Consider the following 14,814-nt stretch of genomic DNA (forward strand, 5'->3'; position numbering starts at 1 on the left):
CATGCTTCCTTTTTAATCCTTTACATATCATACAATTTCTAAACATATTAACAACATTTATTTTAAATACCCACTATGGAAATAAATATTAATATAGGTAGGCTACTTACTGATTATCGGTACTAGTGTTTTGCAACTTTTATCAATATAATTTCCTATAAACAAAGAAGAAAATCTGTTTCTCAGACTATGTTATTCTTCTTATTTTCTTATTAATAACTTGGGTTAATAATTCATTCATATTTAAAATTGATTTACCAACCATCTATTTATACTACTTTTAAATGTTATCCCAAAATCTCCCGAAGCTATAATTCCCTATATGCTTCAACTAAAACTTATTCTAGAAAATCTAAATAATCCAACTATGTTAGAATAAATTTTATCCCTAATCAAATAAATAAGCTACATACTTGCTCAGTATGTAGCTTATTTCAATTTATGTTAATAATGTTTTTATTTCATTGAATTAATTACATTTGTAAGTGGTGGTATTACTTGTTTCTTTCTCGATAATACTCCAGGTAAAAATGCCATCGAATCCTTTAATTCAACATTAAATGTCTTTTCAATATAGTCCTGTCTTTCACCCGCAACTAACACTTGTGAACCTTCTGTTAATATATCTGTTAATAGTAGCATAACTACATCATAGTCTTTACTATCTGCTTCACTCTTCATGAAACTTAACATTTCATCTTTTAATGGCATAAATCCATCAATATCCATAGTATTAACTTGAGCTACACCAACCTTAGCTTCTCCCATTTTAAATGGCTTGAAGTCTTGGTTGAAAATTTGAGATACACTCTTTCCTTTTAAAGAAGTCCCTGCTTTAAACATTGCCTTTGCAAATTCTTCTAAGCTTTGGATTCCAGCTATTTCAGCTAACTTTTTGCATACAATCCTATCTTGTTCGGTACAAGTAGGGCTTTTAAACAATAAAGTATCTGAAATAATTGCTCCACATAATAATCCTGCAACTTCTTTAGATGGTGTCATGTTAAGTTCAAAGTAACATTTACCAACTATCGTTGAAGAACTCCCCAGTGGCTCATTTCTAAAATATATTGGATTACTTGTTTGAATATCTGCAACTCTATGGTGATCTATTATTTCAAGAACTTCAGCTTCTTCGAGTCCATCAACAGATTGACCTCTTTCATTATGATCTACTTGAATAACCTTTTTCTTATGATTTGAAATAAGATGATATCTTGAAACAGTTCCAACAACCCTTCCATCCTCATCAGTTACAGGATAGCTATTATATCTAGTTTCAGCCATAACATCTTTAATGTCTTCAACTAAGTCATCCTTTGAAAATGATATTAAATCACCAGTAGCCATAACATAACTTACTGGTATACTTTGAGTTAATAATCTTGAAGCTACAAAAGAATGATAAGGTGTACTTATTACAGTAACTCCATTTTCTTTAGCTTTAGAAAGTAAATTTTCTGCAAGTGTATGAGAACCAGTTATTATAATTAATGATGTTTTTAAATCAATTAAAGCTTCTTGAGCATCAGGTCTATCTCCTACAAGTGCAATATCCCCTTCATTGATAAGTTCCTTTAAGCTGTCTGGTTTCATTGCTGTAACTGCAATTTTACCTTTAAATATTTTACAATCTTCATTTATATATATACTTCTAGCTGAAAGTGTATCTAATATATTTTCTATTGACGTCTTACTTTTAGCCAATATATTCTCATCTGATATATCCATATATGATGATGCTAAGTTTGATATTGAAAGAATTCCTACTAATCTGTTCTTATTATCAACTACTGGTAAAGATTTAATATGATTATCTCGAATAATATTCCATGCCATCTTTAAAGAAAGCTCTGGTAATATTGATGCAATAGTATCAATATCTAAATCCTCCACTTTAAGTTTAACTGTTTCCAATAATTTTGGTGCTTTAACTCCAAAGTAATCCAAAATAAATTGTGTTTCTGCATTTACATTACCTAATCTTACAGGTATAGTTGGAATCTTGCTAGTCTTATTTTTAAATTCAGAATAACCATATGCAGCACAAATAGAATCTGAATCAGGATTTTTATGGCCAGTTACATAAACTATATTTTCCAAAATAATTCCTCCCCTAGTTTTCATTTCATTTACATAATTCATACATTATTTATTTTACTTATAAAGTGAAATAATGTAAAGACTTTGTGATGAATGATTAAAAATGAATGATGAATAATTTAAGAGATTTTTAATAGGTGGCCTCGCAAATACCCCTGGGGTCGTGCGTGTAAAATCTCCTTTAATCATTCATCATTCACTATTAATCATTAATTAATTTTGCTTCACAAAATTGCAGTTTATCTCATACTATTTATCATGCTCCACATATCATCTGCTGCTGTTATTGCTTTTGAACTAAGTTGAAAAGCTCTTTGAGTTAATATTAGATCAGAGAAAACTTCACCAGTATCTACATTTGATGCTTCTAAAGCACCTTGTACTACTGTATAATTATCACTTGCTGTTACTTGCGCATCTGAACTTGGAGTAAAACAATTATTTCCTAAAGGAATAAATCCTTTGTCTCCTATTGCTGTAAAAATTGGAATACTTCCAATCTTAGTCATTTCGTCTCCAACCTTCATGGTTATTCCACCCTCTTGATCTATAGATATATTCTCACTTTTTAAGGCTGGATTTCCTTCTGAAGCTCCATCTTCATATTGAATATATACTTTTTTTCCATTTGAATCTACTAATGTTCCATTAGCATCAATCTTAAAACTGCCATCCCTAGTATATACTACATTTCCATCATCTTGCTGCAAAGCAAAATATCCTATTCCATCTATAGCTAAGTCAGTTTTTCCACCTGTTGTTAAAATATTACCTTGCTTATTTGTTGCATAATTAGTACCTAATTTAACTCCGGTACCCGTTATAGCTTTTTTATTTACAAGTGGAGTCCCGTTTCTGTCTAATGATTCTGTTAAAAGATCTTTAAATCCTACATCTGTACTTTTATATCCTGTTGTTGAACTATTAACTAAGTCATTTGAAAGAAAGTCTATTTTTTCTTGATATGCATTCATTCCACTTTGAGCAGTAGCAAAAATATTAAACATAATTTATTCCCCCTTATTATACGCGTCCTAATTCACTTGCAGCTTTTTGAAGTGTTTCATCCTGCATCTTAACAAACTTTTGATTTGTTTCAAATTGTCTTTTTACTTCCATAAGCTTTACCATTTCTGCTGCTGGATCCACATTTGATGTTTCAAGAACATTTTGCCTTACATTAACTATAGAATTATAAATAGGATTGTTTTTTGTTATATAGTTGTCACCAAGTGGCTCTAATGATTTATAATCTTCATTTTTAAAATCAACTGTTAATAATGTATGTGTTGCACCAATACCTTCTATATTAATATTATTTCCTCCATCCAAAGAAAACTTATTATTACCTATATATATTGGCTCTTTAGTACCAGTTGTAATATTTGTTCCTAAAACTTCACATCCATCATTTGTTATTAAATATCCTTGTTGATTAATCTTAAAGTTTCCATCTCTTGTATATACCTCTTGATTTCCATTTTGAGCCACAAAAAAACCTCTTCCATCAATAGCAAAATCTGTACTGCTATCTGTAGCCTTAAAAGATCCCTGTGTGAAAACCGTCTCTACATCATTAATTTTTACACCTAAATTTAAACTACCAATATTGTTTTTTACATATTCATCTCCTAAAAGCTTTTGTCTATTGGATATCATAACATCTTCAAAACTTTTTTTTGTAAGTTCTCGTTTTTTATAACCATTATTATTTATATTTGCAATATTATTGGTGATTACTTCCTGCTCATTTTGTAATGCTATTAACCCTGAAACAGAAGTATACAATCCTCTTATCAATTTAATCCTCTCCTTTGAAAATCGACTTATTCTCACTCTCGTAAATCATTCCTAAACCCCTAGCTTTTTCTTCTATTTGGCTATCAGAAATATTAATTGTATATTTATATCCAAACATACATATAACCCCTAAAACTAATCCGATTCCGATTCCTAATAAAATCTTTTTATCCATGAAAAAAGATACTCTTTCTTTTATCTTTTGAATAAACCCTTTACTAATAGTATTTCCCCCTTACTCACAGATAATTCGTGACATATTTGTTCTTCTGTTAACCCATCTTCTAAAAGCCTTTTAATATTTTGAGTTTTACTACTATCTGCCTTCTGTAAAAAATCAATTTCAGATATTATTTCGCCCATTATATCTGAGTCAACCAATAAATTTTCAGATATTTCATTTATACTATCATGCATTTCATTAATTTCTTCTACTTTTTGCTCATTAACTTTATTATATTCCCCATTTATATTACTATCTATATCATCTTCAGTTAGAAAATCCTTATTTTCTAACTCTTCTTTATTTTCGTACATTTTTTTATTATTCTTGAGCCTATTTAAATTATTTTTTATATCTATAATTTCCTCTTGCAATTCTGTTAAACTCTCAGCTATATCTCTTCTTAAAAGTCCAATTTCCATTTTATAATCATTTAATTCTTCTTTATTATCTTGTAACACACTTTGAAATGATATATTTAAAATATCCTCTTCTCTTTCAACTCCATTTTCTTTTTTTATAGCACGATAATTATAAATTATCAAAATAAGACCTATTATCATTAATATTAATGGCATAAAACACCTCGAATAAGAATTTTGCTAAGCAAAATTGATGAATAGTTAATTTAGCACTTTTTTATTTAATTTATGTAATGTAGTTTTTTCATACATTCTCTCAAATTACTAATAGCCCTACTATGTAATTGGCAAACTCTAGACTCTGACACACTTAGTACTACACCTATTTCTTTTAATGTTAAACCTTCATAATAGTAAAGATTCAATACAGTTCTGTCCTTTTCCTTAAGTAAAGTTATTGCATGGGTTAAAACCTCTAATTGTTCTTTGTCTTGTAGACAAGCATCAGGACTCGGACTATTTTTATCTTCTATAATACCAATAAGGTTTACATCTTCATCCTCTGAAAAAATAACATTTTCTAAGGATACCATTGAAATATAATTTATATAATTTTCAATTTCTGCTACTTCACTTAAAGAAATCTCTAAATACTTTGCTATTTCATCAGTTGTAGGTTCTCGGAGTAGCTTCATTTGTAAAGCATCAATGGCTTTATTATACCTATTTAATTTATCCATAGCACCTTTAGATATTGGTCTATTTTTTCTTAATTCATCTATCATTGACCCTTTAATCCTTATAGATGCATAAGATGAAAATTTCATTCCCTTTGTGCTATCAAACTTATTTAATGCATCCATAAGTCCAATTAAACCATAACTCACTAAATCCTCATACTCCATGTATTTGTTTTTCCCAAACATCACTCTAGAGGCAATATACTTTACTAATGGAATATATTCTTGTATTATTTGCGTTTTTCCATCTACATCATTTTCTGCGTGCATACCATATTACCCCCTATCACTTCATTCATTTACTAGCTTCTATACCCTAAATCCATAATTTATAATTTTGATCTTTGTTTTCTCACTATTTCAAAAAGACCCTGAATTATAGTATCAGTTTGAGCTGGTGTAATATTTAAAAATTTTAAACCACATAATTTTTCTTTATCTTCTGTATTTTCAATTCTAACAGTATCACACTTCGCTTCAATTTCAGCACCTTTTATTGCCATTCTAATTAAGATCAAATCATCTCTTTTTATATCATCTTTTACTTTAAGCTTTAATCCACCACCGCTTAAATCCACCATAAATCCCTCTTTATAAGGTACACTATCAACATCTTCTTTATCAATATTTGTAATTATTTTATACTCTATCATATCGAATAAATCCACTCTAAAAAAACTTCTTCGTTGTATTTTTTTTATATCGAAAGGTTTTGATATCTTATAGTATATTATATTCCCTTCTTTTCCCCTCGAAATTACCTTAGAATAAAATTTATAACATCTACCTTCATCTAAATAAGAATTGAACTCAATTTTCTCATTTACATGTAACATTAGATATTCACCTTCATTAACCGGCAAATTTATCCTTAAGAAATCATCTTGCACATCTATAATTAATGTTTTATATGCTTTTCTTTCTATCATTACATTTATTCTATCATTAACTTTTAGGTTAAAGTCTTCCATCGTAAATTCCTCCTATGAAAATCTATTAAATAATCTACTAAATAATCCTTTTGCTCCATTTACTGAATTAATTTCTTGACCCATAATTTTCATAGCAATGTTTTCTACATCTCTAGTTGCATCACAATTAGGATAGAGGACAACAAAAGGTTTTTGCTGTCTTACACTTTGTACTAATTTTTTATCATCTAGTATACATCCCAAATATTCAATATTAATTTTCAAAAATTTACTAACTGCTCTATCAAATCTATTATAAGTTTCTTGACCTTCTTCTTTAGTGAATGCTTTATTTACAATTATTCTTGCGCTTGTTTTAAGTTTATAGTGATCTATAGCTTTTATTAAACTATAACCATCTGTTAACGATGTCGGTTCTGGAGTAGTTATAATAATCAATTCTTCTGATGCTGCTATAAACGATAAAATATCTTTATTAACACCCGCACCTGTATCCATTAATATGTAATCATACTCATCTAATGTATCAAGTTTTTCTAAAAATATTTTTTTATCGCTTTCTTCTAGCTCTTGGGCTTTACTTAATGCAGATCCTGCTGGAATTAAGCTTACGCCATTAGTTCCTTCTATGATTATATCTTTTATTTCCAAATCAGTAAATATAATATCAAATATATTATGTTTAGGATAAAGACCCATTAAGACATCATCATTTCCCATGCCTAAATCAGCATCAAATATCAAAACCTTTTTACCTTTGTTTTGGAGAACTATAGCTACATTAACAACAAAATTACTTTTTCCAACTCCACCTTTTCCAGATGTTACTGTTATGATTTTTGTAGATATCTTCTTATGTTGCTCTTCTTCATTATTTATCAATTTTCGTAACGCGTCTGCTTGATCTAACATAGTATTTCCTCCCCTAGGATGAAGCTTGCTATCTCTTCCTTTGTAGGTACCTTTATATCATCAGGTACATTTTGTCCTATAGTTATAAAATTAACTGGCCTATTAGAAATCTTAGCTATATTATACAAAGATCCATAAACACTAGTTTCATCAAGTTTTGTAATAATAATATTATCATATTGAAGTTCTGCATAACCCTTTAATATACTCTTTATATCACTATTTTTTGTAGTTGCACTTATTACCATATTTACATGATCAGGATGTGCCTTTTGAACAAAAGCTCTAAGTTCTGAAATTTGCATTGCATTTTTACTACTTCTTCCTGTAGTATCTATGAGTACAACCTCGCAGTCCTTCATATTCTCAATAGCTTCTTCCATTTCTTTCATGGTAATAACTACTTCAAAAGGAATATTCATTATTTCAGCATAAGTTTTAAGTTGCTCTACAGCTCCAATTCTATATGTATCTACTGTTATTAATCCCACTTTCTTTTTTTCAACAAGAGCAAGTCTCCCTGCAAGTTTTGCTATGGTAGTAGTTTTCCCAACTCCAGTTGGTCCTACTAATACAACACGTCCACTTAAACCTTGTCTAGATACTAAAATATCTTTTTCAAAAACATCCCTTAGTACTTCTGTCTCATCTTTGCTTTCATTACAATTTTCCTTTACTATTTTCATAATTTCAGCTTGGAATTCTTCATCAATCTCTAATTTTTTTAATTTCTCTTTTAAATAATCATTTGAATTTTCTTGATATGACGTACCCTCTATTACTCTGTTAAATAAATTTTTAAGCTCACTAACTTCTTTATGTATAGCTTCTATATTAGAATCTTCTACCTTTTTATCTTCTTCTTCAATATTAACTTTATTAACCTCTTTTTCTCTATTTGAATTATGTTCAAATATTTTACTAGTTAATGTTTCAGGTTTTTCAATTTCTTTAACTTTTACAGTTTCACTTGAAACTGACATTTCACCTTGCATCATTTTTTTAATACTTTCCAAAGAATTTTTAAATTCCTCATCTCTATCATAATGACTTTTATCTTCATTAAAATTATTTTTTTCTTGATTTGGTGAATTTTCAACCGCTGCTGTAACCTCAATTACTTTTTTAGAAAATAATCCTTTTAATCCTGGCTTTCTAACCTTTCTTTGACTTATAATAATAGCATCTTTTCCCAGTTCATATCTAATGCGAGTCAAACCTTCATTCATGTTTTTTACAAGATATTTTTTAATAACCATCTATATTCTTACGACTCCTTCACTATTAATTTGAACATCATTTGGCACTTCATTTAAAGAAATTACCATAATATGAGGAAATACCATTTCTATTAATTTTCTAAATACAGGTCTTATATTTGGAGAAACCAATATAATTGGTTGATTATTATAAAAATAAACTGATTCCACAGTATTCTTTATACTTGTAAGTATTTTTGTAGTTGTATCTGGATCTACTGTTGGAAAAGAACCTTGAACAGATTTTTGTGTATTATTAGCTATTGTTTCCTCTATATTAGGATCTAAAGTCACTACTGATATTGTCTTTTCTTCATTAACTACTTGGTTACAAATAGTTCTAGATAATGAAAATCTAACATATTCAGTTAATATCTCTAAATCCCTAGTGTTTTTGCAATTATCAGCTAAAGATTCCATTATAGTAACAATATCTTTAATTGGAACCTTTTCTCTAAGTAAATTTTGTAATACCTTTTGAAGTTCACCAATAGATAACAAGTCTGGTATAAGTTCATCAACAACTGCACTGTATTTTTCTTTTGCATTCTCAACAATAAGTTTAACTTCTTGTCTTCCAAGTAATTCATAAGAATGGCTTTTTATAGTTTCGGTTAAATGAGTAACCATGACTGTTGTTGGATCAACTACTGTTAATCCTTTAATTTCTGCTTCTTCTCTTTGATCCTTATTTATCCAAACTGCTGGAAGACCAAATGTTGGTTCGATTGTCTTTATACCTGGCATATCTGAATTTTCCCCAGTTGGGTCCATGCAAAGTAGCATACTTGGCATTAACTCTGATGAAACAACCATTGTTCCTCTAATCTTTATTATGTATTCATTAGTCTTAAGTTGAAGATTATCTCTAATTCTTATAGGCTGAACTACAATTCCCATTTCTATAGCACACTGCCTTCTAACAGATGCAATTCTTTGAAGTAAATCTCCTCCTGATGCCTCATCAGCAAGTGGTATAAGACCATATCCGATTTCAACTTCCATTGATTCTACGGAAATTAAATTCATAACATTCTCTGGTTCTTTACGTTCTGATTGAATTATTTCTTCTTCTTCAGATATAATTTCACTTGCTTCTTTAACTGCTGCTTCTTTATAAAGCATATACGTTAATCCTCCTGTTGCTGCTGAAGCTAAAAAGAAAGGAAATTTAGGCATACCAGGTATAAGTCCCAAAGCTAGCATTAAAGTACTTGCAATTCCCGTAGCAACAGGAAACGCTGTTAATTGTTTAGATAAAGTATCTCCTAAATTACCCGAACTTCCTGAACGTGTAACTAAAATACCAGATGCTGTTGATATAAGTAGTGCTGGAACTTGGCTTACAAGACCATCACCAACCGTTAATATAACATAAGTTTGAGCTGCTACAGATGCAGTCATATTTTTTTGAAGTACACCAATTATAATACCAGCTACTATATTTATAACTGTAGTAATAATACTTGCTACAGCGTCACCCTTAACAAATTTAGATGCACCATCCATAGATCCATAAAAATCTGATTCTGATTGAAGGTCTTGGCGCCTTTTTTTAGCTTGAGCTTCATCAATCATTCCTGAATTTAAATCTGCATCAATGCTCATTTGTTTACCTGGCATAGCATCAAGTGTAAATCTAGCTGTTACTTCTGAAATTCTTCCAGAACCATTTGTGATAACCATAAATTGTACTACCATTATAATTAAATATATAACTATACCAACCACATAGTTTCCACGTATTACAAAATTACCAAAGGCTGTAATAATAGTTCCCGCATCTGCATCTGAAAGTATTAATCTTGTTGACGATATGTTAAGTGCTAATCTAAACAGTGTTGTAACCAAAAGCAAGGTAGGAAATACTGAAAGTTGTAATACACTAGTTGTAAACATTGTAATCAAAATTATTACTATAGAAATTGTTATATTTAAGGCTAAAAGCACATCAATGACTTGTTTGGGCAATGGTATTATTATCATAAGCACTATGACTATAACGCCTACTGCTACTATTACGTCCAAATTGTCTTTTATCTTTAGCCCTCTATTTCCAAATTCCAAAATTTAAACCTCCCATTCTCCACTTATCACTTTTAATTATCAACTTTATATAATTTAAATCTTATTTTACTAATATGTGAAGTATCTTTCATAATTCCATATACAAAACTTTATCTTTGTTATCTATATAATATCATCTTTTAAGTCCCATGAGAACTTTTATTAAATTCAACATTCACATTTGTAAATTAGTATTTTCAATTGAGTTTATTATTTCTTTTTAAGTTTCATCACCACTGCTAAAATCTCTGCAACACCTTGATATAAATCTTGTGGGATATCTTCATCTATTTCTACCCTATCATACATCATTCTTGCTAGTGATTTATTTTCGATAACAGGAACATCATGTTCCTTTGCTACACTCTTTATTTTAATTGCAATATAATCCGCTCCTTTAGCCACAACTTTTGGAGCATCCATATTTCCGCCTTCTTCATATTTTAAAACAATAGCTAAGTGAGTAGGATTAGTTATTACAACTGTAGCATCTGCTACAGATGACATCATTCTCTTCATCCCCATTTCTCTTTGCTTTTGCTTAATTTTCCCTTTTAATTGTGGGTCTCCTTCTGATTGTTTGTATTCATCCTTAATTTCTTGTTTTGTCATCTTCATTTCTTTATTATGCATTCTAACTTGAAGAAAATAATCAGTAGCTGCAATAATAACAAGAACTATGGTTATTTGCTTAAAAATGCCAACGACTAAATTTTTAACCTCATTTCCTAAGGTCGGTAAATATAAGTTTGAAATACCCAATATATTCTGATAATTTGCTAATATATATTTATATGCTAAAGTTGACACGATAGTTATTACTATTATGTTCTTTCCTAAGTCTACTAAACTTCTTTTAGAAAACATATTTTTCAGTCCTGATATTGGATTTAACTTTCCAAAAGAAGGTTTCAAAGGTTCTCCTGTAAATAAAAAACCTGTTTGAAGTAAACTTGCAACAATTCCACCAATCATTATAGGTAATGCAAAAGGTAAAAGTAGTGCTGCTATTTTTAATACAACAGTAATCACTATATTAAAAAGTGTTCCTTGATTTAAACTTTCTAGCATAGGAAATTTAAAAAAATAAATGATTACATCTTTAAATCCATTAGTTAACATTCCCCATAAAGAAGATATAAGCATTGTGCAAACCACCATTGTAATTGCTACTGAAACATCCTTACTTCTAGCTAATTGTCCTTTATTTCTAGACTCTGATTTTTTCTTTGGAGTTGCTTCTTCTGTTTTGTCATCACTCGCAAAAATCAATGCTAATGGAACTGCTGGTAGTAACTTAACTATTTCCCGGAAAATATTCGGCAAATTAAATATAGTTGCACCTATTAATTTAAGCATTAACGGTAATAATATAATAAATGTTACAAGACCAAGCATATTTTTAATAGGCATACCAAAAATCATAATTGGGATTGTTGGTACTGTTCTTGAAATCAATCCCAAACATATATCTGTTATAACAATTATAAGTACTAAAGGTATCGCTATTTTTACCCCTAATGTAAAGCACCTAAAAATAGTTTGCATAACACCCATTAAAGTTTCTTGATAAACTATGGTTTTTCCAATAGGTACTATATTTGTACTTTCAATTAACATTTTTATAAGTACATGATGTCCATCTATTATGAAAAAAAATGCTACTGAAATAAAATAAGAAAGGTTTCCAAGTAAAGTTGATGTAGTATGACTTGTTGGATCAAGTACAGATACCATTGAAAACCCTGCATGAATATCCATCCATGCTCCTGCAAATTTTACTGCTTGAAAAATTAAATTGGTTATGTAACCTAGTATTAACCCAGTCATTATTTCACTTATTGCATAAAACACCAAAGTATAACCATTATTTATAGCATTTATTGTAGTATAATCTATACCCGATATAATTCCAAATGAAAGTATAAGTGAAAATACACCTTTAAAAATTTGAGGTGTTCCAGATGGAAAAAATATTTCAACAGCTATAAAATATGAAGTCATTCTTAAAAAAACCAAAAATAATGCAAGGAAGTAGGCTACGTCTATCACAGCGGCTTACCTCCTTATGTGGTAATCTTTGAAATTAAATCAAAGATTCTAGTTGTAAAAGCCATAATTGTTTGCAGCATCCAACTACCTAAAAATATTCCAACAACAGCTGTTGCTATTAATTTAGGTACAAAAGTTAATGTTTGTTCTTGTATTTGAGTAGTGGCTTGAAATATACTTATAATTAATCCTAATACAAGAACTGATATTAATATAGGTGCTGATACTTTTGCCGCTGTCATTATTGTATCTTTAACTACAGCATTAAGCATTGTTTGTGTCATAACATCTCACCTCACATAAAACTCTTTATTAAGGACTCTGTTAATAAATACCATCCATCAACCATTACAAATATTATTAATTTAAATGGAAGAGATACCATTGTAGGTGGTAACATAAACATACCCATTGCCATTAAAATACTTGATATTACCATATCTATTACAAGAAATGGTAAATATATTAAAAATCCAATTTGAAATGCCGTTTTTAATTCACTTATTGCAAAAGCAGGAATTAATGTAATAAACGAAACATTTTCTTTTGTTAAATTTGCTTTATCAGCTCCACTAATTTCAACAAATAATTCTAAATCCTTTTTTCTTGTTTGATTTAACATAAATTCTTTTAACGGCTTTGAGGATTCTTCAATTGCTTGTTCTTGAGTTATTTTATTTTCTAAATATGGCTGAATTCCATTCGTATTTATTTGATTATAAACAGGCGCCATAATAAATAATGTTAAGAATATAGCAAGACCTGTTAAAATCTGATTTGGAACAGCCTGTTGTACTCCCATTGCACTTTTAAGAAATGAAAAAACCACTATAATTCTAGTGAAAGATGTCATCATTATTACTATAGATGGTAACAATGATATAATAGTAAAAAATATTAATATTTTAATACTTGATACATAATCTTGTGGTGTACCACTTTTATCTCCAAGTGATAAATTAAGTTGTGGCAGTTGTGTACTACTCGGAGCTGCATATGCATTTATACTACAAAACATCATAAGTCCAAGAGCCATCATGAGGGTCAATATTATTCTGTTTTTATTATTTTTCATGTTTCTCTTCCTTCGATCTTATATTCTTTACTATTTTAGAAAAGAATTCTTTTGAATTTAACATTAATTTAGTGTAGCTTTCCGTCATCTCTTTAGCTACTTTTTTCTTATCTTCCTCAATAACATTAATTTCCTCTTCCGATAGTTCTGATAATTTTTCCATTTGTCCTGCAGTACTAGTCATTACAAATCCCTTTTTCCCAATTTTAACTATTAATATAGTATTTTCTTTTGTTACTTGTACTCTTTCAATAACTTTTACATACTTGTTATTATTAATTGCATTCAGCTTTGTACCCATTAATTTAAAACTTAAAAACATTAATCCGAGTGTTACTCCCAATGCTAAAATAAGTTTAACAAGCATTCCTAAAAATTCAAAATTCATTTTTCACCTACTGAATTATCATACTTTTAAATCTAATATCTGTAATCTTGCCTTTTGTTAAGTCCTTATTAATAGCCTCGATTAGTTGTTTTTTCATAGCTTCTTTATTTTCTACATTATTTATATAATCAGCTTTTTGACTTTTAAAATAAAATATTATATCATCTCTTACAACTACTTCATTAGCAGTTAATTCTGTCTTTAATTTATCTTTTGTTATATCATAACCTAACGATAATTCCCCTTTAAAATATCTTTTTCCACCTTCATCAGCTAAATTAACTGTAAATTCTTTTAAGTCCATATATGTGTTTTCTATAACGACTTCTTTGGCATCTATTGTTTTACTAGTTTTCATATATAAATATACTCCCCCGAAAGTTGCTGCTCCTAAAACCAACAACCCTAAAATGAATAAAATTATCATAACCCCTTTGCCGCTTTTACCAGTTTTTTCACCTTGTTCTTTGTCTTTTCCTTTTCCAAAAGCCATTAGTATCACTCCTTACTATTTCCAACAATTAAAATGTTAATTCTTATATTTTGTATGTAAATATCTTATTCTTGTACTTTATAACTGCACTTCTTACTTCATCTACACTTTCAAGGACTATATATTTTTTCCCATTTATTAATGTTATTATTGTTTCAGGGACCTCTTCTATTTTTTCAATATGATCAGCATTTAGTATGAATTTTTCGTGGTTCATTCCTGTTACGTCTATCATAAATTTCACCCCTTATTCTTTTAAATTAATCAATGTACAATTCACAATACACACTTTTCAATTGACAATTTAAAATGGACAATTGAAAATGATTGTTTCAAATCGCCTTAGGGAAAAGTGAAAATTCAAATTTTATATTTGATCTCTTGAACTTTCTCTTTGAGCTTGTTCCT

The 14,814-nt window shown here is 29.2% G+C and carries 16 protein-coding genes; all 16 read right to left on the reverse strand.

The genetic code is table 11. The features are described 5' to 3' along the window. Positions 1-456: 456 nt before the first annotated feature. The 16 genes from psyc5s11_RS23170 to psyc5s11_RS23245 all read right to left on the reverse strand — a co-directional run bounded on the left by psyc5s11_RS23170 (position 457) and on the right by psyc5s11_RS23245 (position 14,641). Entirely contained in the window at positions 457-2,103 is a 1,647-nt protein-coding gene (locus tag psyc5s11_RS23170) for a putative manganese-dependent inorganic diphosphatase (protein ID WP_224034825.1), read from the reverse strand. A 239-nt stretch (positions 2,104-2,342) separates the two neighbouring features. Beyond that, positions 2,343-3,110: a flagellar hook-basal body complex protein gene (locus psyc5s11_RS23175; RefSeq protein ID WP_224034826.1), complete on the reverse strand. Its 768-nt coding sequence runs from the start codon at positions 3,108-3,110 to the stop codon at positions 2,343-2,345. Positions 3,111-3,126: 16 nt separating this feature from the next. Next, a complete protein-coding gene (locus psyc5s11_RS23180; protein WP_224034827.1) occupies positions 3,127-3,903 on the reverse strand; it encodes a flagellar hook-basal body complex protein in 777 nt (258 codons plus the stop codon). A gap of 1 nt (position 3,904) precedes the next feature. Further along, positions 3,905-4,078 carry a hypothetical protein gene (locus psyc5s11_RS23185; RefSeq protein ID WP_224034828.1) on the reverse strand — a complete coding sequence of 58 codons (174 nt, stop codon included), beginning with the start codon at positions 4,076-4,078 and terminating at the stop codon, positions 3,905-3,907. A 20-nt stretch (positions 4,079-4,098) separates the two neighbouring features. Then, on the reverse strand, positions 4,099-4,704 hold the full coding sequence (locus psyc5s11_RS23190) for a hypothetical protein (RefSeq protein WP_224034829.1): 606 nt from the start codon (positions 4,702-4,704) through the stop codon (positions 4,099-4,101). A 65-nt stretch (positions 4,705-4,769) separates the two neighbouring features. After that, the gene (locus psyc5s11_RS23195) at positions 4,770-5,498 is read right to left on the reverse strand and encodes a FliA/WhiG family RNA polymerase sigma factor (protein WP_224034830.1); all 729 of its coding nucleotides are present in this window, start codon (positions 5,496-5,498) and stop codon (positions 4,770-4,772) included. A 59-nt stretch (positions 5,499-5,557) separates the two neighbouring features. Continuing rightward, positions 5,558-6,199 carry a flagellar brake protein gene (locus tag psyc5s11_RS23200; RefSeq protein WP_224034831.1) on the reverse strand — a complete coding sequence of 214 codons (642 nt, stop codon included), beginning with the start codon at positions 6,197-6,199 and terminating at the stop codon, positions 5,558-5,560. A 12-nt stretch (positions 6,200-6,211) separates the two neighbouring features. Continuing rightward, entirely contained in the window at positions 6,212-7,072 is an 861-nt protein-coding gene (locus tag psyc5s11_RS23205; RefSeq protein ID WP_224034832.1) for a MinD/ParA family protein, read from the reverse strand. Further along, the gene (gene flhF / locus psyc5s11_RS23210) at positions 7,066-8,331 is read right to left on the reverse strand and encodes a flagellar biosynthesis protein FlhF (protein ID WP_224034833.1); all 1,266 of its coding nucleotides are present in this window, start codon (positions 8,329-8,331) and stop codon (positions 7,066-7,068) included. The genes psyc5s11_RS23205 and flhF overlap by 7 nt, the downstream gene beginning before the upstream one ends. Next, complete coding sequence (gene flhA, locus psyc5s11_RS23215; protein ID WP_224034834.1) at positions 8,332-10,398, reverse strand: flagellar biosynthesis protein FlhA; 2,067 nt, start codon at positions 10,396-10,398, stop codon at positions 8,332-8,334. Between the two features lie 210 nt (positions 10,399-10,608). Then, positions 10,609-12,450, reverse strand: a complete 1,842-nt coding sequence (locus psyc5s11_RS23220; RefSeq protein WP_224034835.1) for a fused FliR family export protein/FlhB family type III secretion system protein — start codon at positions 12,448-12,450, stop codon at positions 10,609-10,611. Between the two features lie 14 nt (positions 12,451-12,464). Beyond that, on the reverse strand, positions 12,465-12,734 hold the full coding sequence (gene fliQ / locus psyc5s11_RS23225; protein ID WP_224034836.1) for a flagellar biosynthesis protein FliQ: 270 nt from the start codon (positions 12,732-12,734) through the stop codon (positions 12,465-12,467). An 11-nt stretch (positions 12,735-12,745) separates the two neighbouring features. Beyond that, complete coding sequence (gene fliP, locus psyc5s11_RS23230) at positions 12,746-13,525, reverse strand: flagellar type III secretion system pore protein FliP (RefSeq protein WP_224034837.1); 780 nt, start codon at positions 13,523-13,525, stop codon at positions 12,746-12,748. Then, complete coding sequence (locus psyc5s11_RS23235; RefSeq protein WP_224034838.1) at positions 13,515-13,913, reverse strand: flagellar biosynthetic protein FliO; 399 nt, start codon at positions 13,911-13,913, stop codon at positions 13,515-13,517. Before psyc5s11_RS23235 ends, fliP begins: the two co-directional genes overlap by 11 nt. A 7-nt stretch (positions 13,914-13,920) precedes the next feature. Beyond that, the gene (locus psyc5s11_RS23240) at positions 13,921-14,406 is read right to left on the reverse strand and encodes a flagellar basal body-associated FliL family protein (RefSeq protein WP_224034839.1); all 486 of its coding nucleotides are present in this window, start codon (positions 14,404-14,406) and stop codon (positions 13,921-13,923) included. Positions 14,407-14,449: 43 nt separating this feature from the next. After that, on the reverse strand, positions 14,450-14,641 hold the full coding sequence (locus tag psyc5s11_RS23245; RefSeq protein WP_224034840.1) for a flagellar FlbD family protein: 192 nt from the start codon (positions 14,639-14,641) through the stop codon (positions 14,450-14,452). Positions 14,642-14,814 lie beyond the last annotated feature (173 nt).

This window comes from Clostridium gelidum (assembly GCF_019977655.1).
Classification (GTDB): Bacteria; Bacillota; Clostridia; order Clostridiales; family Clostridiaceae; genus Clostridium; species Clostridium gelidum.

Excerpts from the sequence above, each read along its gene's own strand:
- psyc5s11_RS23175 (WP_224034826.1), bottom strand. The coding sequence starts at position 3,110 with ATGTTTAATATTTTTGCTACTGCTCAAAGTGGAATGAATGCATATCAA.
- psyc5s11_RS23185 (WP_224034828.1), bottom strand. The coding sequence starts at position 4,078 with ATGGATAAAAAGATTTTATTAGGAATCGGAATCGGATTAGTTTTAGGG.
- psyc5s11_RS23190 (WP_224034829.1), bottom strand. The coding sequence starts at position 4,704 with ATGCCATTAATATTAATGATAATAGGTCTTATTTTGATAATTTATAAT.
- psyc5s11_RS23195 (WP_224034830.1), bottom strand. The coding sequence starts at position 5,498 with ATGCACGCAGAAAATGATGTAGATGGAAAAACGCAAATAATACAAGAA.
- psyc5s11_RS23200 (WP_224034831.1), bottom strand. The coding sequence starts at position 6,199 with ATGGAAGACTTTAACCTAAAAGTTAATGATAGAATAAATGTAATGATA.
- psyc5s11_RS23205 (WP_224034832.1), bottom strand. The coding sequence starts at position 7,072 with ATGTTAGATCAAGCAGACGCGTTACGAAAATTGATAAATAATGAAGAA.
- flhF (WP_224034833.1), bottom strand. The coding sequence starts at position 8,331 with ATGGTTATTAAAAAATATCTTGTAAAAAACATGAATGAAGGTTTGACT.
- fliQ (WP_224034836.1), bottom strand. The coding sequence starts at position 12,734 with ATGACACAAACAATGCTTAATGCTGTAGTTAAAGATACAATAATGACA.
- fliP (WP_224034837.1), bottom strand. The coding sequence starts at position 13,525 with ATGAAAAATAATAAAAACAGAATAATATTGACCCTCATGATGGCTCTT.
- psyc5s11_RS23235 (WP_224034838.1), bottom strand. The coding sequence starts at position 13,913 with ATGAATTTTGAATTTTTAGGAATGCTTGTTAAACTTATTTTAGCATTG.
- psyc5s11_RS23240 (WP_224034839.1), bottom strand. The coding sequence starts at position 14,406 with ATGGCTTTTGGAAAAGGAAAAGACAAAGAACAAGGTGAAAAAACTGGT.
- psyc5s11_RS23245 (WP_224034840.1), bottom strand. The coding sequence starts at position 14,641 with ATGATAGACGTAACAGGAATGAACCACGAAAAATTCATACTAAATGCT.